Source organism: Actinoplanes sp. NPDC026670 (assembly GCF_040638175.1).
In the GTDB taxonomy this organism is placed as follows: domain Bacteria; phylum Actinomycetota; class Actinomycetes; order Mycobacteriales; family Micromonosporaceae; genus Actinoplanes.
In genome coordinates, this window is record NZ_JBEZXU010000019.1 from 26,040 (window position 1) to 44,970 (window position 18,931).

General features: G+C 67.0%; 32 protein-coding genes. 31 read left to right on the forward strand and 1 reads right to left on the reverse strand.

Annotated elements, in window-relative coordinates; all coding sequences use genetic code 11:
* The first annotated feature begins 3 nt into the window (after positions 1–3).
* The 30 genes from rplB (at position 4) to truA (ending at position 17,427) form a co-directional block, all read left to right on the forward strand.
* Positions 4–843, forward strand: a complete 840-nt coding sequence (rplB, locus tag AB0E94_RS20105) for a 50S ribosomal protein L2 (protein ID WP_317788697.1) — start codon at positions 4–6, stop codon at positions 841–843.
* A gap of 13 nt (positions 844–856) precedes the next feature.
* Positions 857–1,138, forward strand: a complete 282-nt coding sequence (rpsS, locus tag AB0E94_RS20110; protein ID WP_067696121.1) for a 30S ribosomal protein S19 — start codon at positions 857–859, stop codon at positions 1,136–1,138.
* A 37-nt stretch (positions 1,139–1,175) separates the two neighbouring features.
* Complete coding sequence (gene rplV, locus AB0E94_RS20115; protein WP_317788695.1) at positions 1,176–1,619, forward strand: 50S ribosomal protein L22; 444 nt, start codon at positions 1,176–1,178, stop codon at positions 1,617–1,619.
* A complete protein-coding gene (rpsC, locus tag AB0E94_RS20120; protein ID WP_360328260.1) occupies positions 1,619–2,446 on the forward strand; it encodes a 30S ribosomal protein S3 in 828 nt (275 codons plus the stop codon). Before rplV ends, rpsC begins: the two co-directional genes overlap by 1 nt.
* Positions 2,447–2,449: 3 nt before the next feature.
* Positions 2,450–2,875 carry a 50S ribosomal protein L16 gene (rplP, locus tag AB0E94_RS20125; protein WP_014440729.1) on the forward strand — a complete coding sequence of 142 codons (426 nt, stop codon included), beginning with the start codon at positions 2,450–2,452 and terminating at the stop codon, positions 2,873–2,875.
* A complete protein-coding gene (gene rpmC, locus AB0E94_RS20130) occupies positions 2,875–3,108 on the forward strand; it encodes a 50S ribosomal protein L29 (protein WP_360328262.1) in 234 nt (77 codons plus the stop codon). Before rplP ends, rpmC begins: the two co-directional genes overlap by 1 nt.
* The gene (gene rpsQ, locus AB0E94_RS20135; RefSeq protein ID WP_092548791.1) at positions 3,105–3,377 is read left to right on the forward strand and encodes a 30S ribosomal protein S17; all 273 of its coding nucleotides are present in this window, start codon (positions 3,105–3,107) and stop codon (positions 3,375–3,377) included. The genes rpmC and rpsQ overlap by 4 nt, the downstream gene beginning before the upstream one ends.
* Positions 3,378–3,471: 94 nt before the next feature.
* Positions 3,472–3,840, forward strand: coding sequence for a 50S ribosomal protein L14 (rplN, locus tag AB0E94_RS20140; protein WP_093618755.1), 369 nt, complete (start codon positions 3,472–3,474; stop codon positions 3,838–3,840).
* Positions 3,837–4,157 carry a 50S ribosomal protein L24 gene (gene rplX, locus AB0E94_RS20145; RefSeq protein WP_317797252.1) on the forward strand — a complete coding sequence of 107 codons (321 nt, stop codon included), beginning with the start codon at positions 3,837–3,839 and terminating at the stop codon, positions 4,155–4,157. The genes rplN and rplX overlap by 4 nt, the downstream gene beginning before the upstream one ends.
* A complete protein-coding gene (rplE, locus tag AB0E94_RS20150; RefSeq protein WP_360328264.1) occupies positions 4,157–4,726 on the forward strand; it encodes a 50S ribosomal protein L5 in 570 nt (189 codons plus the stop codon). Before rplX ends, rplE begins: the two co-directional genes overlap by 1 nt.
* 2 nt (positions 4,727–4,728) lie before the next feature.
* Positions 4,729–4,914 carry a type Z 30S ribosomal protein S14 gene (locus AB0E94_RS20155; RefSeq protein WP_020513598.1) on the forward strand — a complete coding sequence of 62 codons (186 nt, stop codon included), beginning with the start codon at positions 4,729–4,731 and terminating at the stop codon, positions 4,912–4,914.
* Between the two features lie 120 nt (positions 4,915–5,034).
* Positions 5,035–5,442 (forward strand): 30S ribosomal protein S8, encoded by a 408-nt coding sequence (rpsH, locus tag AB0E94_RS20160; protein WP_093618752.1) that lies wholly within the window; start codon positions 5,035–5,037, stop codon positions 5,440–5,442.
* Between the two features lie 14 nt (positions 5,443–5,456).
* A complete protein-coding gene (gene rplF, locus AB0E94_RS20165) occupies positions 5,457–5,996 on the forward strand; it encodes a 50S ribosomal protein L6 (protein ID WP_360328266.1) in 540 nt (179 codons plus the stop codon).
* 8 nt (positions 5,997–6,004) lie between these two features.
* The gene (gene rplR / locus AB0E94_RS20170; protein WP_360328461.1) at positions 6,005–6,388 is read left to right on the forward strand and encodes a 50S ribosomal protein L18; all 384 of its coding nucleotides are present in this window, start codon (positions 6,005–6,007) and stop codon (positions 6,386–6,388) included.
* 13 nt (positions 6,389–6,401) lie between these two features.
* On the forward strand, positions 6,402–7,025 hold the full coding sequence (gene rpsE / locus AB0E94_RS20175; RefSeq protein ID WP_106315548.1) for a 30S ribosomal protein S5: 624 nt from the start codon (positions 6,402–6,404) through the stop codon (positions 7,023–7,025).
* The gene (gene rpmD, locus AB0E94_RS20180) at positions 7,025–7,207 is read left to right on the forward strand and encodes a 50S ribosomal protein L30 (protein ID WP_043531070.1); all 183 of its coding nucleotides are present in this window, start codon (positions 7,025–7,027) and stop codon (positions 7,205–7,207) included. Before rpsE ends, rpmD begins: the two co-directional genes overlap by 1 nt.
* Positions 7,207–7,656, forward strand: a complete 450-nt coding sequence (rplO, locus tag AB0E94_RS20185; protein WP_360328268.1) for a 50S ribosomal protein L15 — start codon at positions 7,207–7,209, stop codon at positions 7,654–7,656. Before rpmD ends, rplO begins: the two co-directional genes overlap by 1 nt.
* 351 nt (positions 7,657–8,007) lie before the next feature.
* On the forward strand, positions 8,008–8,373 hold the full coding sequence (locus AB0E94_RS20190; protein ID WP_360328270.1) for a hypothetical protein: 366 nt from the start codon (positions 8,008–8,010) through the stop codon (positions 8,371–8,373).
* 731 nt (positions 8,374–9,104) lie between these two features.
* Entirely contained in the window at positions 9,105–10,445 is a 1,341-nt protein-coding gene (gene secY / locus AB0E94_RS20195; RefSeq protein WP_360328462.1) for a preprotein translocase subunit SecY, read from the forward strand.
* A 74-nt stretch (positions 10,446–10,519) separates the two neighbouring features.
* Complete coding sequence (locus AB0E94_RS20200) at positions 10,520–11,173, forward strand: adenylate kinase (protein ID WP_317788683.1); 654 nt, start codon at positions 10,520–10,522, stop codon at positions 11,171–11,173.
* A 91-nt stretch (positions 11,174–11,264) separates the two neighbouring features.
* Positions 11,265–12,098 carry a type I methionyl aminopeptidase gene (gene map / locus AB0E94_RS20205; RefSeq protein WP_360328272.1) on the forward strand — a complete coding sequence of 278 codons (834 nt, stop codon included), beginning with the start codon at positions 11,265–11,267 and terminating at the stop codon, positions 12,096–12,098.
* Positions 12,099–12,132: 34 nt separating this feature from the next.
* The gene (locus tag AB0E94_RS20210; protein ID WP_360328274.1) at positions 12,133–12,561 is read left to right on the forward strand and encodes a DUF1707 domain-containing protein; all 429 of its coding nucleotides are present in this window, start codon (positions 12,133–12,135) and stop codon (positions 12,559–12,561) included.
* Between the two features lie 239 nt (positions 12,562–12,800).
* Positions 12,801–13,022: a translation initiation factor IF-1 gene (infA, locus tag AB0E94_RS20215; RefSeq protein ID WP_018347787.1), complete on the forward strand. Its 222-nt coding sequence runs from the start codon at positions 12,801–12,803 to the stop codon at positions 13,020–13,022.
* A gap of 51 nt (positions 13,023–13,073) precedes the next feature.
* Positions 13,074–13,190: a 50S ribosomal protein L36 gene (rpmJ, locus tag AB0E94_RS20220; RefSeq protein ID WP_014440745.1), complete on the forward strand. Its 117-nt coding sequence runs from the start codon at positions 13,074–13,076 to the stop codon at positions 13,188–13,190.
* A gap of 151 nt (positions 13,191–13,341) precedes the next feature.
* Positions 13,342–13,722: a 30S ribosomal protein S13 gene (rpsM, locus tag AB0E94_RS20225; RefSeq protein ID WP_317788680.1), complete on the forward strand. Its 381-nt coding sequence runs from the start codon at positions 13,342–13,344 to the stop codon at positions 13,720–13,722.
* Between the two features lie 17 nt (positions 13,723–13,739).
* On the forward strand, positions 13,740–14,147 hold the full coding sequence (gene rpsK, locus AB0E94_RS20230) for a 30S ribosomal protein S11 (protein ID WP_014440747.1): 408 nt from the start codon (positions 13,740–13,742) through the stop codon (positions 14,145–14,147).
* Between the two features lie 13 nt (positions 14,148–14,160).
* Positions 14,161–14,787, forward strand: coding sequence for a 30S ribosomal protein S4 (gene rpsD, locus AB0E94_RS20235; RefSeq protein WP_093618744.1), 627 nt, complete (start codon positions 14,161–14,163; stop codon positions 14,785–14,787).
* 141 nt (positions 14,788–14,928) lie between these two features.
* A complete protein-coding gene (locus tag AB0E94_RS20240; RefSeq protein WP_093618743.1) occupies positions 14,929–15,951 on the forward strand; it encodes a DNA-directed RNA polymerase subunit alpha in 1,023 nt (340 codons plus the stop codon).
* 36 nt (positions 15,952–15,987) lie between these two features.
* Complete coding sequence (gene rplQ, locus AB0E94_RS20245; RefSeq protein WP_360328276.1) at positions 15,988–16,536, forward strand: 50S ribosomal protein L17; 549 nt, start codon at positions 15,988–15,990, stop codon at positions 16,534–16,536.
* A gap of 78 nt (positions 16,537–16,614) precedes the next feature.
* Positions 16,615–17,427 (forward strand): tRNA pseudouridine(38-40) synthase TruA, encoded by an 813-nt coding sequence (gene truA, locus AB0E94_RS20250; RefSeq protein WP_360328278.1) that lies wholly within the window; start codon positions 16,615–16,617, stop codon positions 17,425–17,427.
* Positions 17,428–17,433: 6 nt separating this feature from the next.
* Here truA and AB0E94_RS20255 read toward each other — a convergent pair whose 3' ends face one another.
* The gene (locus AB0E94_RS20255) at positions 17,434–18,195 is read right to left on the reverse strand and encodes a hypothetical protein (protein WP_360328280.1); all 762 of its coding nucleotides are present in this window, start codon (positions 18,193–18,195) and stop codon (positions 17,434–17,436) included.
* A 95-nt stretch (positions 18,196–18,290) separates the two neighbouring features.
* Between AB0E94_RS20255 and AB0E94_RS20260 the strand changes: the two genes are divergently transcribed.
* A complete protein-coding gene (locus tag AB0E94_RS20260; RefSeq protein WP_360328282.1) occupies positions 18,291–18,908 on the forward strand; it encodes a methyltransferase in 618 nt (205 codons plus the stop codon).
* The last annotated feature ends 23 nt before the right edge of the window (positions 18,909–18,931 follow it).

The following is an 18,931-nucleotide window of genomic DNA, read 5'->3' on the forward strand; positions in this document are numbered from 1 at the left end:
ATCATGGCAATCCGTAAGTACAAGCCGACCACTCCGGGCCGTCGTGGCTCGAGCGTCGCCGACTTCGCCGAGATCACTCGGTCGACGCCGGAGAAGTCGCTGCTGGTCCCGCTGCCCAAGAAGGGCGGCCGCAACGTCCACGGCCGGATCACCACCCGGCACCAGGGCGGTGGCCACAAGCGGCAGTACCGCCTGATCGACTTCAAGCGGAACGACAAGGACGGCGTGCCGGCCAAGGTCGCTCACATCGAGTACGACCCCAACCGCACCTCCCGCATCGCGCTGCTGCACTACGCCGATGGTGAGAAGCGCTACATCCTGGCGCCGAAGGACCTGAAGCAGGGCGACCGCGTCGAGTCCGGCGTGGGCGCGGACATCAAGCCGGGCAACAACCTGCCCCTGCGCAACATCCCGGTCGGTACGACGATCCACGGTGTGGAGCTTCGTCCCGGCGGTGGAGCCAAGCTGGCCCGCTCGGCCGGCGTCGGCATCCAGCTGCTCGGCCGTGAAGGCGCCTACGCCACGCTGCGTATGCCGTCCGGTGAGATCCGTCGTGTCGACATCCGTTGTCGCGCCACGGTCGGCGAGATCGGCAACGCCGAGCAGTCGAACATCAACTGGGGTAAGGCCGGCCGTATGCGGTGGAAGGGCAAGCGCCCGACCGTCCGTGGTGTCGCCATGAACCCTGTCGACCACCCGCACGGTGGTGGTGAGGGTAAGACCTCCGGTGGTCGTCACCCGGTCAACCCGGCTGGTAAGCCGGAGGGCCGTACCCGCCGCAAGGGCCAGGAGAGCGACAAGCTGATCGTTCGCCGCCGCTACGCCACCCGCAAGCGCGGGTAACGGGAGTTAAAAGATGCCTCGCAGCCTGAAGAAGGGCCCGTTCGTCGACGACCACCTGCTCAAGAAGGTGGAAGTCCAGAACGAGAAGAACTCGAAGAACGTCATCAAGACCTGGTCGCGGCGTTCGACCATCATCCCCGACATGCTCGGGCACACGATCGCTGTGCACGACGGACGTAAGCACGTCCCGGTGTTCATCAGTGAGGCGATGGTCGGGCACAAGCTCGGCGAGTTCGCTCTGACCCGTACGTTCAAGGGTCACGAGAAGGACGACCGCAAGAGCCGTCGTCGCTAAGCAGATTCACGGATTAGAGGATTTAGGAGCTACAGCGATGCCAGTTAAAGGCGACGCTCCGGTGCTTCCGGGCGCGCGGGCGGTTGCGCGGCACGTGCGCATCTCGCCGAACAAGGCGCGCCGGGTGATCAACCTCGTTCGTGGTCTGCCCGCGAAGGAGGCGCTGGTCGTCCTGCAGTTCGCGCCGCAGGCCGCCAGCGAGCAGGTCTACAAGGTGCTTGCCAGCGCCATTGCGAACGCTGAGAACAACGAGCGGCTCGACCCCGATGCCCTGCTCGTGAGCGAGGCGTTCGTGGACGAGGGCCCGACCCTCAAGCGTTTCCGTCCGCGGGCCCAGGGCCGTGCGTACCGGATCCGCAAGCGCACGAGCCACATCACTATCGCGGTCGAGGCGGTCCAGACGGCCCGCCCGGCGAAGAAGGCCACCGCCAAGAAGGCGGCGCCGAAGGCCGAGTCCCAGAGCACGGAGGGTGCCGAGTAATGGGTCAGAAGGTTCACCCCACCGGGTTCCGTCTCGGCATCTCCACCGACTGGCGGAGCCGTTGGTTCGCCGACAAGCTTTACAAGGACTACATCGGCGAGGACGTCAAGATCCGCCGCATGATGTCCAAGGGCCTCGAGCGTGCCGGCATCTCCAAGGTCGACATCGAGCGGACCCGCGACCGGGTTCGGGTCGACATCCACACCGCCCGGCCGGGCATTGTCATCGGCCGTAAGGGTGCGGAGGCCGACCGGATCCGCGGCGAGCTCGAGAAGCTCACCGGCAAGCAGGTCCAGCTGAACATCCTCGAGGTGAAGAGCCCCGAGTCGGATGCTCAGCTCGTGGCCCAGGGCGTCGCCGAGCAGCTGTCCTCCCGGGTCAGCTTCCGCCGCGCGATGCGCAAGGCCATGCAGTCGGCCATGAAGAACCCGATCTGCAAGGGCATCCGGGTGCAGGTCTCCGGCCGTCTCGGCGGCGCGGAGATGAGCCGCACGGAGTTCTACCGTGAGGGTCGCGTTCCGCTGCACACCCTGCGGGCCAACATCGAGTACGGCTTCTTCGAGGCCCGTACCACGTTCGGCCGCATCGGCGTGAAGGTCTGGATCTACAAGGGCGACGCCGTTCCGGGTCGCGAGGCCGTCGCTGAGGCGCCCGCGCGTCCGCGCCGGGACCGGGCTGACCGTCCCGAGCGTCCGCGTCGTGGCCGTTCCGGCTCGTCCGGCACGACCGCGGGCGGCACCGAGGCCGGCCGGGCCGCTCAGGCCGCGGCGACCGCCGATGACACCGCCGCGGCTCCGGCTGCGGCTGAAACGCAGCAGGAGGGCTGACCTGTGCTGATGCCCCGTAAGCCCCCAAAGGGCTTCCGTAAGCCGCACCACCCGGACCGCAGTGGCGCGTCCAAGGGTGGCAACCGGGTCGTCTTCGGTGAGTTCGGTATCCAGGCTCTCGAGCCGGCGTACGTGACCAACCGGCAGATCGAGTCGGCGCGTATCGCCATGACCCGTCACATCAAGCGTGGCGGCAAGGTCTGGATCTCGATCTTCCCGGACCAGGCTCTGACCAAGAAGCCGGCCGAGACCCGCATGGGTTCCGGTAAGGGTTCTCCGGAGTGGTGGGTGGCGAACGTCAAGCCGGGACGCATCCTCTTCGAGATGTCGTTCCCGAACGAGACGGTCGCGCGTGAGGCGATGCGCCGCGCGATCCACAAGCTCCCGATGAAGTGCCGCATCGTGACGCGCGAAGTGGGTGAAAGCTGATGGCAGCGGGCGTTAAGGCCGCCGAGCTCCGCGAGCTTCCTGAAGAGGAACTGGTCGCGAAGCTCCGGGAGGCCAAGGCGGAGCTGTTCAACCTTCGTGTGCAGCGCGCGACCGGGCAGCTCGACAATCACCGTCGGCTCCAGGTCGTCCGCAAGGACATCGCGAAGATCTACACGATCATGCGTGAGCGGGAGCTCGGTCTCTCGATCGCGCCGGACGAGGTGACGGCATGAGTGAGAACACCACCGCTCCGCGCGCTCAGCGCAAGGTGCGTGACGGTCTCGTGGTCAGCGACAAGATGGACAAGACCGTCGTTGTCGAGGTCGAGGACCGGGTCAAGCACGCCCTGTACGGCAAGGTCATCCGCCGTACGCGGAAGCTGAAGGTGCACGACGAGCAGAATGCTGCGGGCGTCGGCGACCGGGTCTCGATCATGGAGACTCGTCCGCTCTCCGCCACCAAGCGGTGGCGCATCGTGGAGATCCTCGAAAAGGCCAAGTGAGTGCGCTGGGCCGGCTCCGGCCGGCCCAGTGGACCATCGTTCCGCCAAGCTTCGGGCCCGTGGCCCGGAGAACTGGCAGACATAGGAGACAGACGTGATCCAGCAGGAGTCGCGACTGCGCGTCGCCGACAACACGGGTGCCCGGGAGATCCTGTGCATCCGGGTGCTCGGTGGCTCCGGTCGCCGTTACGCGAGCATCGGCGACGTCATCGTGGCCACGGTCAAGGACGCCATTCCCGGTGCCGGTGTGAAGAAGGGTGACGTCGTCAAGGCGGTCGTCGTCCGCACCAGCAAGGAGCGGCGCCGTCCGGACGGCTCGTACATCCGTTTCGACGAGAACGCCGCCGTCATCATCAAGGACGGCGGGGACCCCCGCGGTACCCGCATCTTCGGCCCGGTCGGGCGCGAGCTGCGCGACAAGCGGTTCATGAAGATCATCAGCCTGGCGCCGGAGGTGCTCTGACCGTGAAGATCAAGAAGGGCGACACGGTCGTCGTCATCGCCGGTAAGGACAAGGGCGCCAAGGGCAAGGTCATCGCGGCCTACCCGGCGCGGGACAAGGTCCTGGTCGAGGGCGTCAACCGGATCAAGAAGCACGAGCGCATCCGTACGAACCAGCGCGGTTCGAAGACCGGTGGCATCGTGACTCAGGAAGCCGCCATCCACATCTCGAACGTGCAGGTGCTGGACCAGGACGGTAAGCCGACTCGCATCGGTTACAAGATTGACGAGAACGGCAACAAGGTCCGGATCGCGCGTACGACCGGTAAGGAACTCTGATGACTGCCGCTACCGAGCAGAAGGCGCTGCCGCGTCTCAAGCAGAAGTACCGCTCTGAGGTCGTGCCGGCCATCCAGGAGCAGTTCAAGTACGGCAACCCGATGCAGACGCCCGGTCTTGTCAAGATCGTCGTCAACATGGGTGTCGGCGAGGCTGCCCGCGATGCCAAGCTGATCGACGGCGCGGTCCGTGACCTGACCACCATCACCGGTCAGAAGCCGCTGGTTCGCCGGGCGACCAAGTCCATCGCGCAGTTCAAGCTGCGTGAGGGCATGCCGATCGGCGCGAAGGTCACCCTCCGCGGCGACCGGATGTGGGAGTTCCTGGACCGGCTGCTGTCCATCTCGCTGCCGCGTATCCGCGACTTCCGCGGTCTCGACGGCCGGAAGCTGGACGGCCACGGGAACTACACCTTCGGTCTGACCGAGCAGTCGGTGTTCCACGAGATCGACCAGGACAAGATCGATCGGCCGCGGGGCATGGACATCACCGTGGTCACCACCGCGTCGACCGACGACGAGGGCCGGGCGCTGCTCAAGCTCCTGGGCTTCCCGTTCAAGGAGAACTGAGTATGGCTAAGAAGGCGCTGATCCTGAAGGCTGCCGCGAAGCCGAAGTTCGCCGTGCGTGCCTACACCCGCTGCCAGAAGTGCGGGCGTCCGCACTCGGTCTACCGCAAGTTCGGCCTCTGCCGGGTTTGCGTGCGGGACATGGCCCACCGTGGTGAGCTTCCCGGCGTGTCCAAGGCCTCCTGGTAACTTTCCGTCCTCTGGCCCGCCCACTGCGGCGGGCCAACAGGCGGACCTTAATGTAATGCCGCTTCGCCGTAGGCCTGAGTCCTGCTCGGGAACCCCGGCGAGAAAGGTTGACGAATACCCATGACGATGACGGACCCGATCGCAGACATGCTCACGCGTCTGCGTAACGCCAACCAGGCGTACCACGACAAGGTGACGATGCCCTACTCGAAGATCAAGGCGAACATCGCCGAGGTCCTCAAGGCCGAGGGTTACATCGCCGCGTGGACGTCTGAGGAGCCCGAGGAGGGCGCGGTCGGCAAGCGTCTGGTCGTTGAGCTCAAGTACGGCCAGAACCGCGAGCGCAGCCTCGCCGGCATCAAGCGCGTCTCGAAGCCGGGCCTGCGGGTTTACGCCAAGTCCGACGAGCTGCCGCGCGTGCTCGGCGGTCTCGGTGTCGCGATCATTTCGACGTCCCAGGGACTGCTGACCGACAAGCAGGCCCGCAAGCGGAGCGTTGGCGGGGAAGTCCTCGCCTTCGTCTGGTAACTGGAGACTTAGACATGTCGCGAATCGGACGTAAGTCGATCCCGGTCCCGGCCGGCGTCGACGTCACCATCACGGGCCAGACCGTCAAGGTCAAGGGCCCCAAGGGCGAGCTCTCGCACGTCGTCGCTGAGCCGATCACGGTCGCTCAGGACGGTGGCGAGCTGGTCGTCAACCGGCCCAACGACGAGCGCAAGGCCAAGGAACTGCACGGCCTCTCGCGGACCCTGGTCGCCAACATGATCGTCGGCGTCACCGAGGGCTACAAGAAGGTGCTGGAGATCAACGGCACCGGTTACCGCGTCACCGCGAAGGGCAAGGACCTGGAGTTCGCTCTGGGCTTCTCGCACCCGGTGCTCGTGGTTCCCCCGGCCGGCATCACCTTCTCGGTCGAGAAGCCGACCCAGTTCACTGTCACCGGTATCGACAAGCAGCTGGTGGGTGAGGTCTCCGCGAACATTCGCAAGATCCGCCCGCCGGAGCCCTACAAGGGCAAGGGTGTCAAGTACCAGGGTGAGGTCATCCGCCGCAAGGCTGGAAAGGCAGGTAAGAAGTGACCGCCACGCTGCTCAAGCGCCGCAACGGCGGCGGGGTTGCCGCCAAGCGTGCCGTCGGCAAGGCGCGTCGGCACTTCCGGGTCCGCAAGAACGTCCGTGGTACGGCCGAGCGTCCCCGCCTGGTCGTCACGCGGTCCGCGCGGCACATCACCGCGCAGATCATCGACGACCTCAAGGGCCACACGCTGGCTTCGGCCTCGACGCTGGACACCTCGATCCGGGGTGCCGAGGGCGACAAGACCGCGCTGTCCGGCAAGGTCGGCGCCCTGGTCGCCGAGCGTGCCAAGGCCGCGGGGATTTCCAAGGTCGTCTTCGACCGGGGTGGCAACAAGTACGCGGGGCGGATCGCCGCGCTTGCGGACGCCGCTCGCGAAGCCGGACTCGAGTTCTAGGAGGAATTGACCAATGCCTGGTCAGCAGCGCCGAGGCGGCGGGTCCGGCGGTAACACCGAGGGTGGCAACCGCCGGGACAACCGCCGCGAGGGCGGCCGCGGCAACGCGCCCGTCGAGAAGACCCCGCACCTCGAGCGGGTCGTCGCGATCAACCGTGTCGCCAAGGTCGTCAAGGGTGGTCGTCGCTTCAGCTTCACCGCCCTGGTCATCGTCGGCGACGGCGACGGCACCGTCGGTATCGGCTACGGAAAGGCCAAGGAGGTGCCCGCGGCGATCGCCAAGGGCGTCGAGGAGGCCAAGAAGCACTTCTTCAAGGTTCCGCGGATCGGCGCGACCATCCCGCACCCCATCACGGGTGAGGCGGCGGCCGGTGTCGTTCTGCTGAAGCCGGCGTCCGCCGGTACCGGCGTCATCGCCGGTGGCCCGGTGCGTGCCGTTCTGGAGTGCGCCGGCATCCACGACATCCTGTCGAAGAGCCTCGGCTCCTCGAACCCGATCAACATCGTGCACGCGACCGTGGCCGCTCTGAAGGGCCTCGAGTCGCCGGAGATGGTCGCGAAGCGTCGTGGCCTTCCGGTCGAGGATGTGGCGCCGGCCGCCATGCTGGCAGCGCGCGCGGAAGCGGCGGTGCACTGATGGCACGCTTGAAGGTCACCCAGATCCGGTCCGGGATCGGCCGTAAGCAGAACCAGCGGGACTCCCTGCGGTCGCTCGGCCTGAAGCGGATCAACGATGTGGTGGTCAAGGAGGACCGTCCCGAGATTCGGGGCATGATCTTCGCGGTGAACCACCTCGTCACTGTCGAGGAGGTCGAGTAATGGCGATCAAGGTTCACCACCTGCGCCCGGCGCCCGGTGCGAAGACCGCCAAGACCCGCGTGGGTCGTGGTGAGGGTTCCAAGGGCAAGACCGCCGGTCGCGGTACCAAGGGCACTGGTGCCCGTAAGAACACCCCGGCGTCGTTCGAGGGTGGGCAGATGCCCATCCACATGCGCCTGCCGAAGGTGAAGGGTCTGGGCAACCGGCCCCGCAACAAGGTCGTCTTCCAGGTCGTGAACCTGGACCGGCTCGCCGAGCTGTTCCCCAACGGCGGCTCGATCGGTCCGGCGGAGCTGGTTCAGGCCGGCGCCGTCCGCAAGGGCCAGCCGGTCAAGGTGCTGGGCTCGGGCGAGCTGGGCGGCGTTTCGCTGACCATCTCGGCTCACGCGTTCAGCGAGTCGGCCAAGGAGAAGATCGCGGCTGCGGGTGGCTCCGTCACCGAGCTGTAAGCACACCGCTGTGCGGCCACCTGGTGGCTGACGAGCGTCACAGAATGCCCGCAGGACACACGTCCTGCGGGCATTCTGCTGTCCGCGGCCGGGGGACGCGGCCCGAAACATCTTCGTCGAACCGGCTGAAACGGGCGTGAAATGTTTCGTCCGTGCGTTGTGGACAATAGGAAAACCGCCGCTCAGGGCGCTATTTAATATTCCGGCCAATAATGATGTGCGCTGGTCACAATTCCGGGAATGCATTCCGTCACTTTGTTGATGTTGGCTGTTGCTCCTGTGAACGGTCGCTGATACATTCCCATGAGCCTATTCGCACGGGGCGTTTAGGTTGGTTAAGGAGGATCACAAATGAAGCGTGTATTCGGCGCGGTGATCATCGGTGCGGCTATGACGGCCGGCGCCCTGACGGTGGCGTCTCCGGCTCTCGCCGCGGAATGCAATCCCTCTGTTTCGGCGCCGAGCAAGAGCGGCTCGACGATCTCCGGCTCGGTGAGCCGGCCGAACTGTGGCACCGGGTCCGGCAGCCTGAACATCCAGCGTTCCCGCTGGTTCGGCTGGGAGACCGTGGCCACCAAGAAGGTCACTGGCAGCAGCAGCATCTCGTACAACTGCGCCGGGACCGGCACGCACGAGTTCCGGGTGATGTACCAGGACGCCTCCGGTGGTGGCGTCACGCGCGTGCGTACCAGCTCGGGCAAGAACTACAGCTGCTGATTCGACGTAATCGCCAGGCCGCCCATGTTTCGTGGTCGAGGGCCTGAAAGCAGGATTTCCGGAAGTCACTGATCGGCGATGTCGGCATGTTGACACGACGTTGTATCGTCGGCCGGTTCGGCGACTTGTCGCGCAATCTCCTCGGGTCTCCTCACTGATTTCGTGAGGAGTGAACTCGACTGTTTCGTGCTGCCCTGAATAGGTTCGGGGCGGCGCAAACGGGCGGTTCTGTCGGCTGGCGCCGGAAGGGCGCAGGCATCCCTATGTCTCACGGTTCTCGGTGACCGTGGCCATGTGGGGTGTCTGCGCCCTTTTTTCGTCGGCCCTCCCGAGGGGCCACCGCTCGCCGCGCCGGACGCGCCGACCGGGTCGCCAACAGACTTAAGATATCGAATGTCATCACATTCTTCGCCAAAGGGACCTGCGGCAACGACTTCGGGTGCTTCGCCGGGCCGTCGCCAGGGCGTCCCGGGCCCTGTCCGGTCGGCATAAGCTGGGCCCAGCGTGCGCGCACCCGGTCCGGCCGTCGCGTGACGGTGCCTGTCGATGCCTCATCCGCGTAGCATCTGGTCAACTGAATCTAGCGATGGCAGTGTCCTGGGGGGCGGCACAACTCCAGCGGCTGATACAGTGCTCGGCTGGCGGCCAAATCGGGCTGTCCGGTATTTGGTGCCCTTGTTCCGGGCGCGGGGCCGCCGCGGTCTGACTCGGCAAGCATGCAGGAGGATCAGTTGTTGTCCGCCTTCACGAGTGCGCTTCGGACGCCTGACCTGCGGAAGAAGCTGCTCTTTACGGTAGCGATCGTTGGCATCTACCGTCTCGGTGCCACATTGCCCAGCCCCGGGGTGTCCTACGCCAACGTCCGGGCTTGTCTCGAAGTCGCCAAGTCCGACACGAGCGGCATTCTGAATCTCCTGAACCTCTTCTCCGGCGGCGCATTGTTGCAGCTGTCGGTCTTCGCGCTGGGCATCATGCCCTACATCACCGCGTCGATCATCCTGCAGCTGCTGACCGTGGTCATCCCGCGTCTGGAGCAGCTCCGCAAGGAGGGCCAGAGCGGCCAGGCGAAGATCACGCAGTACACCCGGTACCTGACGCTCGGTCTGGCGGTTCTCCAGGCCTCGGCGTTCGTGGCGCTCGCCCGGACCGGGCAGCTGTTCAACGGACTGTGCGACCAGGACGACCCGACCTTCCAGATCATCCCCGAGGGCACCGGCATCCCGATGTGGCTCACGCTGAGCATCCTCGTGATGACGATGACCGCCGGCACCGGCATGGTCATGTGGCTCGGCGAGCTGATCACCGACCGGGGTGTCGGCAACGGCATGTCCGTCCTGATCTTCACCTCGATCGCGGCCCGCCTGCCCGGTGAGGGCTGGAGCATCAAGGAGTCGACGAGCACCGGGAAATTCTTCCTGGTCATCGGCCTCGTCGTGGTCATCATCGCGCTGGTGGTCTTCATCGAGCAGGCGCAGCGCCGGATCCCGGTCCAGTACGCGAAGCGCATGATCGGCCGGCGGATGTACGGCGGCACCTCCACCTACATCCCGCTGAAGGTGAACCAGGCGGGTGTCGTCCCGGTCATCTTCGCGTCCTCGCTGCTCTACCTGCCGCAGCTGTACCTACAGTTCTTCGACAAGAACAACCTCAAGCCGTACCAGGTCTGGATCCAGAACCACCTGGCCGACCCGGTCAGCCCCCTGTACATCGGCGTGATGTTCCTGCTGATCATCTTCTTCACGTACTTCTACGTGTCGATCACGTTCAACCCGACCGAGGTCGCGGAGAACATGAAGAAGTACGGTGGGTTCGTGCCGGGTATCCGCCCGGGCAAGCCGACCGCCGACTACCTGGACTTCATCCTCAGCCGAATCACCCTGCCGGGCGCCCTGTACCTTGGCTTGATCTCGGTTCTGCCCAACTTCTTCTTCATCTGGCTGAATCAGTCGCAGTACCAGAACTTCCCGTTCGGTGGTACCGCAGTGCTGATCATGGTGGGTGTGGGTCTGGAGACTGTGAAGCAGATCGAGAGCCAACTCATGCAGCGGAACTACGAAGGGTTCCTCCGGTAGTGGGTACGCAGGGCCGGGGGGCTCTGGCGTCGACGGTGGGCGTGGTTCTTCCTGACCGAAGCGAGGCGATGTAGGTGCGGCTGGTACTGGTGGGCCCTCCGGGGGCCGGCAAGGGGACCCAGGCTGAGTTCATCGCCGCCCATCTCGCCGTACCGAAGATCTCGACCGGGGACATCTTCCGGGCGAACGTGTCGCAGGGGACGCCGCTGGGCGTCGAAGCCAAGCGCTACATGGACGCCGGGCAGCTGGTCCCGGACGAGGTCACCATCAACATGGTCCGCGACCGGCTCGCCGAGCCGGACGCCGGCGACGGCTTCCTGCTGGACGGCTTCCCGCGGACCGTGCCGCAGGCGTCGGCCCTGGACAAGCTGCTGGCCGACCTGGGCACCGCGCTGGATCTGGTGATGGAGCTCGTGGTCGACGACGACGAGGTCATCCGCCGGCTGTCCGGCCGTCGGACCTGTCGTGGTTGCGGAAAGATCTGGCACGTCGAGTTCGACCCGACGAGCAAGGAGAACATCTGCGACCGCTGTGGCAGCGAGCTGTTCCAGCGCGACGACGACAAGGCCGAGACCATCGGTAACCGTCTCGTCGAGTACGCGGACAAGACCGCGCCCCTGGTCGACTTCTACGGCGCTCAGGGCAAGCTGGTGGGCATCGACGCCACCGGCCCGGTGGAGGACGTCACCGTCCGCGCCATCGACGCCCTGCGGTCGTACGGCGGCTGATCCCGCCCCCAAGTAGTCGGACCGCCGCCGCCCCGGGTGCCTCCCGGGGCGGCGGCGGCATGTTGAGACCCAGAGAGTTAGGCTCACCGCCATGCGCCGCCAAGAGCTGAACATCCAGCTGAAGACTCCCGAGCAGATCGAGTTGATGCGGGCGGCCGGCCTGGTCGTCGCGGCGGCGCTGGATGCGATGCGCGCGGCGGTCGCCCCCGGCGTCTCCACAGCGGATCTGGACGCGATCGCCGAGAAGGTGATCCGTGACGCGGGCGCCGTGCCGTCCTTCAAGGGCTACCACGGCTTCCCGGCCTCGATCTGCGCCTCGGTGAACGAGCAGGTCGTGCACGGCATCCCGAGCGCCGAGCAGGTGCTGCGCGAGGGCGACCTGATCTCGCTGGACTGTGGCGCGATCCTGGACGGCTGGCACGGCGACTCGGCGATCACCGTCGGCGTGGGCGCTACCGACCCGGCGCTGCTGCGGATGGCCGAGGTGGCCGAGGACGCGATGTGGGCCGGGATCGCGGCGGCGGCCCGGGGCATCCTCAACGGGCGAGGCAAGCAGACCGACATCTCGTTCAACATCGAGCGGTCGATCCGCAAGGCCGGGCGGTACGGGATCGTGGACGGCTACGGCGGCCACGGCATCGGCACGGAGATGCACCAGGACCCGCACATCCTCAACCACGGCAAGCCGGGCCGCGGGATCAAGCTCCAGCCGGGTCTGGCCCTGGCCATCGAGCCGATGATCACGATGGGCTCACCGCGGACCGCGGAGCTGGAGGACGGCTGGACCGTGGTGACCCGGGACAACTCGTTCGCGGCGCACGTCGAGCACACGATGGCGCTGCTGGAAGACGGGGTGTGGGTGACCACCGCGCCGGATGGCGGCCGGGCCCGTCTGGGTGAGCTGGTCACGGCTCGTCAGCCATAGGCGTCGATGGCGTTGTCCTGCCATGCTGAGACGCATGGTGCACGAGGGGATGCGGGCTGGCGACGGTGACCGCGAGAAGGTTGCCGAGCAGCTGAAGCAGGCGCTGGACCAGGGCCGGCTGGACCTGAGCGAGTATGACGAGCGCGTGCAGAAGGCGTATTCGGCGAAGACCTACGGCGACCTGGAGGGTCTGCTCGCTGACCTGCCCGGCACGGTCCCGGTGGAGAAGGCCCAGGTGGAGCCGCGCCGGAGTGCCGCAGCGCCGGAGTCAGGCGACCACCGCCGGCCGGGCCGGTCGCCGTTCCCGGGGATTCTCGGGGTCTTCCTGGTCTGCGTCGTGGTGTGGGCGATGAGCAGCCTCGGCTCGGGGGAGTGGCACTACTTCTGGCCGGGCTGGGTGTTGATCCCCGTGGTGTTCGGACTTGTGGCGCACTTCAGAGACCGGGGCAATCGAGGCCACTGAGACGGATATGGTCGAGTTGTCCGGTCAGAACACGCCCGACAGCGGGTTACGGAACCCTCGGTTTGGCGTCGCTGTTACGGGCGCGTAGACTGGCTCGCTGGCGCGTAGCGTCCACTCCTTCATGTCCTCAAGCGCTTCGAGGACCGGTGGGAGCCGCGGCTGGTTCGGGCCCCATCGTGGGCTCGGATGTGACGTTGCGCAAGCCTGCCCCAAGAACCCGATGTCAGGTAGCGGAGGACATGCCAAAGAAAGACGGAGCCATCGAGATCGAAGGCCGTGTGATCGAGCCCCTACCGAACGCTATGTTCCGGGTGGAGCTCGCCAATGGTCACAGGGTCCTGGCACACATCTCCGGGAAGATGCGTCAGCACTACATCCGCATCCTTCCCGAGGACAGGGTCGTCGTCGAGCTCTCGCCGTACGACCTGACCCGTGGGCGAATCGTCTACCGCTACAAGTAAGCGGGTCGCGGGGAAACACCAATCCCGTCTGACTGAGAGTTAAGGCAAACCGTGAAGGTCAAGCCGAGCGTCAAGCGGATCTGCAACAACTGCCGGGTCATCCGGCGGCACGGCCGGGTCATGGTCATCTGCTCGACCGACCCGCGCCACAAGCAGCGTCAGGGCTGAGCCCCGCGCAGCTGGATCCGCACCACTGAACAAGCTCGTCCCGGCCGTGGGCAACCGCGGCTGTACCCCCGGTCGGAGGCCGGGGCCCGCCAGCAGGCGGGAGGGGACGGGCACAGACCTCCGGGATCACGAACGAGGAGTACCGCCAGTAATGGCTCGTCTCGTCGGCGTCGATCTCCCCCGCGAGAAGCGGTTGGAGATCGCGCTCACCTACATCTACGGCATCGGGCGTACCCGTGCCGTGGAGACACTGACTGCTACCGCGATTGACCTGAACAAGCGCGCCAAGGACCTCACGGAAGAGGAGCTGGTTCAGCTCCGCGACTACATCGAGGCCAACTTCAAGGTTGAGGGCGACCTGCGCCGCGAGGTCGCTGCGGACATCCGCCGCAAGGTTGAGATCGGTTGCTACGCCGGTATCCGCCACCGCAAGGGCCTGCCCGTGCGTGGACAGCGGACCCGGACCAACGCGCGTACCCGCAAGGGTCCGAAGCGGACGGTCGCCGGTAAGAAGAAGCCCGGTCGGAAGTAATAGGAGCGCACTGACTTATGCCACCGAAGGCACGCGCTGGGGCCGCAGTAAAGAAGGTCCGGCGCAAGGAACGCAAGAACGTCGCCCATGGGCAGGCGCACATCAAGAGCACCTTCAACAACACCATCGTGTCGATCACCGACCCGACCGGTGCGGTCATCTCCTGGGCCTCGTCCGGCCAGGTGGGCTTCAAGGGCTCCCGCAAGTCGACCCCGTTCGCCGCGCAGCTCGCTGCCGAGGCGGCCGCCCGTCGTGCCATGGAGCACGGCATGCGCAAGGTCGACGTGTTCGTCAAGGGTCCGGGCTCCGGCCGGGAGACCGCCATCCGTTCGCTGCAGGCCGCCGGCCTCGAGGTCGGGCAGATCTCCGACGTCACGCCGCAGCCGCACAACGGTTGCCGCCCGCCGAAGCGTCGCCGGGTCTGAGGGGGATACAGAGATGGCTCGTTACACAGGTGCGGACTGCAAGCGCTGCCGCCGCGAGAAGATGAAGCTGTTCCTCAAGGGCAGCAAGTGCGATGGGCCGAAGTGCCCGTTCGAGTCGCGTCCCTTCCCGCCCGGCCAGCACGGCCGTGGCCGGACCAAGGAGACCGAGTACCTGCTCCAGCACCGCGAGAAGCAGAAGGCCCGTCGCGTGTACGGCGTGCTCGAGAAGCAGTTCCGCGGTTACTACGAGGAGGCTGTCACCAAGCCCGGCAAGACCGGTGAGGTGCTGCTGCAGATCCTCGAGTCGCGTCTCGACAACGTCGTCTACCGGGCCGGCTACGCCGCGTCCCGTGACGCCGCCCGCCAGCTGGTCAAGCACGGCCACTTCCTGGTGAACGGCGTCAAGGTCGACATCCCGTCGTACCGCGTCCGGGACAAGGACATCGTCACGCTCCGGGAGAAGTCGAAGGAGCTCACGCCCTTCGTCGTCGCCCAGGCCCAGGCCGGCTCCAAGCCGGTTCCGGCGTGGCTGGAGCCGATCCCCAGCGAGATGAAGATCCTGATCCACTCGCTCCCGGCCCGCGCTGTCATCGACACGCAGGTCCAGGAGCAGCTGATCGTCGAGCTTTACAGCAAGTAGCAACGCGGGCGAAGCCCTCCGTGTTGCCCGAGAAGACAGCACCGACTCCGTCGGTTCCTGGCCCTTCCGGGGGGAATACGGGGGGCGGAGCCCCTTGTATGGCCATCAAATAGCGGGTGGCCCGACAGAAAGAAGAACAGCGTGCTCATCAGCCAGCGGCCGACCCTCTCGGAGGAGTCGCTCAGCGAGACCCGGTCCCGGTTCACCATCGAACCGCTGGAGCCGGGCTTCGGCTACACCCTCGGTAACTCCCTTCGGCGGACCCTGCTGTCGTCCATCCCGGGCGCGGCGGTCACCAGCATCAAGATCGACGGCGTGCTGCACGAGTTCACCACGATCCCCGGTGTCAAGGAGGACGTGGTCGAGCTCGTCATGAACGTCAAGGAGCTCACCGTCAGCTCCGAGCACGATGAGCCGGTCAGCATGTACCTGCGTAAGCAGGGCCCGGGCGACGTCACCGCCGGTGACATCCAGCCCCCGGCCGGTGTGTCCGTGCACAACCCCGATCTGAAGCTGGCGACCCTGAACAGCAAGGGCCGGCTGGACATGGAGCTGACCGTCGAGCGCGGTCGTGGCTACGTCACCGCGGCGCAGAACAAGAACGCCGGCGCCGAGATCGGCCGTATCCCGGTCGACTCGATCTACTCGCCGGTGCTCAAGGTCACGTACCGCGTCGAGGCCACCCGTGTCGAGCAGCGCACCGACTTCGACCGCCTGATCATCGACGTCGAGTCGAAGGCGTCGATCTCCCCCCGGACCGCGCTGGCCTCGGCCGGCTCGACCCTCGTGGAACTCTTCGGCCTCTGCCGTGAGCTCGACGAGACCGCCGAGGGCATCGACATCGGCCCGTCGCCGCAGGACGCGCAGCTCGCTGCCGACCTGGCCCTGCCGATCGAGGAGCTGGACCTCACCGTTCGGTCGTACAACTGCCTCAAGCGCGAGGGCATCAACAGCGTGGGCGAGTTGATAGGGCGTACGGAGGCTGACCTTCTGGACATCCGGAACTTCGGCCAGAAGTCGATCGACGAGGTCAAGATGAAGCTCGCCGGGATGGGCCTGGGCCTGAAGGACAGCGCGCCGTCCTTCGACCCCGCGCACGTGGTCGACTCGTTCGGCGACGTGGACTACGACACCGACGACTACCGCGAGACCGAGCAGCTCTAAGAGCTCGGCTGCGCCCCATTTCAAGGAGCAATTGAAATGCCCACGCCCACCAAGGGTGCCCGCCTCGGCGGCAGCCCGGCCCACGAGAAGCTCATCCTGGCCAACCTGGCCACCGAGCTCTTCCGGCACGGGAAGATCAAGACCACCGAGTCGAAGGCCAGGCGGCTCCGCCCGCTGGCTGAGCAGCTGGTCACGAAGGCCAAGCGCGGCGACCTGCACGCCCGTCGCCGGGTGCTGGCCACCGTGAAGGACAAGGACGTCGTGTACGCCCTGTTCGAGCAGATCGCTCCGCGGTACGCCAACCGCCCCGGTGGGTACACCCGGATCACCAAGATCGGCCCGCGCAAGGGTGACGCCGCTCCGATGGCCGTCATCGAGCTGGTCGAGGAGCTCCAGGTCGCGGCCAGCACCGGCCCGTCCAAGGAGGCCCGTAAGGCCGCCGCGCAGCAGGCCAAGGTCGAGGCCCTCGCCCCCGAGGACGAGACCCCGGTCGCTGCCGCCAAGGCCGACGACGACCAGGACGCCGAGGCGCCGGTGAGCGCTTCCGGCGACAAGGCCGAGGGCGACGACACCGACAAGGCCTGATCCGCACGGATCGGATCGAACACGGGCGAGGCCCGGCATCCTTCGGGGTGCCGGGCCTCGGCCATACCTGGAGAGAGCATGGACACCATTCGGCTTCGACTCGACGTGTCATATGACGGCGGCGACTTCTCCGGCTGGGCGGCTCAGCCGGGACGCCGTACCGTCGCCGGGGTCTTGATCGAGGCTTTTGCTCGTTTGATCGGAGCGGAGACGCCGCTCGGGCTGACCGTCGCCGGGCGAACCGACGCCGGAGTGCATGCCACCGGGCAGGTCTGTCACGTCGATCTGCCGGTGGAACGCTGGACCGAACTGGAGGGCTCGCTGCTGCGGCGGCTCGACGCGGTGCTGCCGGCGGATGCCCGGGTGCGGGCGATCGTGCCGGTGCCGGACACGTTCGACGCGCGGTTCTCGGCGACCTTCCGGCGGTACGAGTACCGCGTCACCGACACACCATGGGGGCCGGAGCCGCTGCGCCGGCACGACACGCTGGGCTGGATGCGTCCGCTCGACCTGGACCGGCTGAACGCCGCCGCGGCCGGGCTGGTGGGGGAGCACGACTTCGCGGCGTTCTGTAAGCGCAAGGAGCACGCCACCACGATCCGGGCGATCAACCGGCTGGACTGGCGACGGGAGCCGGACGGGGTCTGTGTGGCGACCGTGCAGGCGGACGCGTTCTGTCAGGCCATGGTGCGCAGCCTGGTCGGGGCGATGCTCACCGTCGGTGACGGCCGGCGGGAGCCGGAGTGGCCGGCCAAGCTGCTGACCATGCGTGAGCGGTCCAGCGAGGTGATGGTCGCGGCCGCACACGGGCTCACCCTGGTCGCGGTCGGTTACCCAGGTGAGGCCGAGTACGCGGCCCGTGCCGAGGCCACCAGGCGCCTGCGCGCCTGAACGGGGCTAGGACGCTCGGCGGATCAGGACCGTGTCGTGCAGGTGGGTGTCGAGGATGTCGTGGGCCAGCTGGGCCACCTGCGGGGCGTCCGGTGCGACCAGCTCGCCCGACGGGCCGGTGATCACGCAGTACATGACGTAGTGGCCGCGGGTGCGCCACAGGACCGGGGTGCCCGGCCCGGTCGCCGCGCCGGACATCTCCGCGAAACTGCCGTCACCCGTCTCCACCAGGTAGCGGACCTGATCACCGACGGCCATCGCGCTCGTCGTGTCGGGCAGGTTCAGCATGCCGGCGGTGATCCGGTAGTCGGCGTACGGAACCGTGAGAGCGGCCCGGACCGCCTGCGAGCACCCGTACCGCTGAAGGGTCGTGCGTAGGGCGCCGCCGGCCGCAAGGGTGCAGTCGGCGGTGAGGTCGGACCGGGTGACGCCGAAGGCGGTGATGCCGGCCGGGAAGACCTCGTCGGCGCGCAGCGGCGCCGGATCGACCTCGCGCGTCGCGATTCGCGCGTCGACCTCGGCCGAGGCGAGCTGAGCCGGGCGCCGGCGATCGTCGGCGACGATGAGGACACCCAGCATCACCACGATGCCGAGCACGATCAGGCCGGCCAGGCCACGAGTGAACAGATGGGTGGTCAGCGGCTCGCGCCGCAGGTGGCGCCGGGACCGGCGGCGATGCTGGCCACGGGCGGGAAGTCGAATCGGGAGGGACAGACCGCCCGCCGGTGCGGCGCGGTGGGCGGAGCGCGTCGGGGTGACGTACCGCATGGGCTCAAGCTAGGCGCGCACGCTGATCTATGAACGCACACGGTGTCCGCCACCCCGGCGAGGCGCTCGTCACCCCGCGGCGCGACACTTGTCGGGTGACCGCCGACCACTACTTCACCGCCGATCCCGACGCGCCGATGCGGCGTGGCGAGATCGAGTTCACCGTTGCCGGCCGCGACTACCGGCTGGCCGTGGCCTCCGGGGTCTTCTCGGCCGGCCGTCTCGACCCGGGCACCGCCGTGCTGCTGCGCAAGGCCGGGCTGCCCGACTCACGCGCCGAGGGCGTCTTCCTCGACCTTGGGTGTGGGTATGGCCCGATCGCAGCTGTGCTGGCCAGTGAGGCCCCCCAGGTGACCGTCTACGCGGTCGACGTCAACTCCCGGGCCCGTGATCTGGCCGTGGAAAATGCCGGCCGCCTCGGCCTCGGTGAGCGGGTGCTGGTCCGGGCGCCCGACGAGGTGCCGGATGATGTGACGTTCACGGAGATCTGGAGCAACCCGCCCACCCACATCGGCAAGGCCGAGCTGCACAACCTGCTGGAGCGCTGGCTGCCCCGGCTGGCACCGGGCGGTGTGGCCTGGCTGGTGATCAACCGGAACCTCGGTGGTGACTCGCTGCACACGTGGCTGGTCGGCCTGGGCTGGACCGTGGAGAGAACGGCCAGTCAGAAGGGGTTCCGGGTGTTGCGGGTCAGCGGAAAATCGGCTGACTGAACCGGTACTGACAGGGAGGATGC

What these genes read in the sequence shown, in the direction of transcription:
- rplB (WP_317788697.1), top strand. Translation starts at nt 4, where the DNA reads ATGGCAATCCGTAAGTACAAGCCGACCACTCCGGGCCGTCGTGGCTCG.
- rpsS (WP_067696121.1), top strand. Translation starts at nt 857, where the DNA reads ATGCCTCGCAGCCTGAAGAAGGGCCCGTTCGTCGACGACCACCTGCTC.
- rplV (WP_317788695.1), top strand. Translation starts at nt 1,176, where the DNA reads ATGCCAGTTAAAGGCGACGCTCCGGTGCTTCCGGGCGCGCGGGCGGTT.
- rpsC (WP_360328260.1), top strand. Translation starts at nt 1,619, where the DNA reads ATGGGTCAGAAGGTTCACCCCACCGGGTTCCGTCTCGGCATCTCCACC.
- rpmC (WP_360328262.1), top strand. Translation starts at nt 2,875, where the DNA reads ATGGCAGCGGGCGTTAAGGCCGCCGAGCTCCGCGAGCTTCCTGAAGAG.
- rpsQ (WP_092548791.1), top strand. Translation starts at nt 3,105, where the DNA reads ATGAGTGAGAACACCACCGCTCCGCGCGCTCAGCGCAAGGTGCGTGAC.
- rplE (WP_360328264.1), top strand. Translation starts at nt 4,157, where the DNA reads ATGACTGCCGCTACCGAGCAGAAGGCGCTGCCGCGTCTCAAGCAGAAG.
- AB0E94_RS20155 (WP_020513598.1), top strand. Translation starts at nt 4,729, where the DNA reads ATGGCTAAGAAGGCGCTGATCCTGAAGGCTGCCGCGAAGCCGAAGTTC.
- rpsH (WP_093618752.1), top strand. Translation starts at nt 5,035, where the DNA reads ATGACGATGACGGACCCGATCGCAGACATGCTCACGCGTCTGCGTAAC.
- rplF (WP_360328266.1), top strand. Translation starts at nt 5,457, where the DNA reads ATGTCGCGAATCGGACGTAAGTCGATCCCGGTCCCGGCCGGCGTCGAC.
- rpsE (WP_106315548.1), top strand. Translation starts at nt 6,402, where the DNA reads ATGCCTGGTCAGCAGCGCCGAGGCGGCGGGTCCGGCGGTAACACCGAG.
- rpmD (WP_043531070.1), top strand. Translation starts at nt 7,025, where the DNA reads ATGGCACGCTTGAAGGTCACCCAGATCCGGTCCGGGATCGGCCGTAAG.
- rplO (WP_360328268.1), top strand. Translation starts at nt 7,207, where the DNA reads ATGGCGATCAAGGTTCACCACCTGCGCCCGGCGCCCGGTGCGAAGACC.
- AB0E94_RS20190 (WP_360328270.1), top strand. Translation starts at nt 8,008, where the DNA reads ATGAAGCGTGTATTCGGCGCGGTGATCATCGGTGCGGCTATGACGGCC.
- map (WP_360328272.1), top strand. Translation starts at nt 11,265, where the DNA reads ATGCGCCGCCAAGAGCTGAACATCCAGCTGAAGACTCCCGAGCAGATC.
- AB0E94_RS20210 (WP_360328274.1), top strand. Translation starts at nt 12,133, where the DNA reads ATGGTGCACGAGGGGATGCGGGCTGGCGACGGTGACCGCGAGAAGGTT.
- infA (WP_018347787.1), top strand. Translation starts at nt 12,801, where the DNA reads ATGCCAAAGAAAGACGGAGCCATCGAGATCGAAGGCCGTGTGATCGAG.
- rpsM (WP_317788680.1), top strand. Translation starts at nt 13,342, where the DNA reads ATGGCTCGTCTCGTCGGCGTCGATCTCCCCCGCGAGAAGCGGTTGGAG.
- rpsK (WP_014440747.1), top strand. Translation starts at nt 13,740, where the DNA reads ATGCCACCGAAGGCACGCGCTGGGGCCGCAGTAAAGAAGGTCCGGCGC.
- rpsD (WP_093618744.1), top strand. Translation starts at nt 14,161, where the DNA reads ATGGCTCGTTACACAGGTGCGGACTGCAAGCGCTGCCGCCGCGAGAAG.
- rplQ (WP_360328276.1), top strand. Translation starts at nt 15,988, where the DNA reads ATGCCCACGCCCACCAAGGGTGCCCGCCTCGGCGGCAGCCCGGCCCAC.
- truA (WP_360328278.1), top strand. Translation starts at nt 16,615, where the DNA reads ATGGACACCATTCGGCTTCGACTCGACGTGTCATATGACGGCGGCGAC.
- AB0E94_RS20255 (WP_360328280.1), bottom strand. Translation starts at nt 18,195, where the DNA reads ATGCGGTACGTCACCCCGACGCGCTCCGCCCACCGCGCCGCACCGGCG.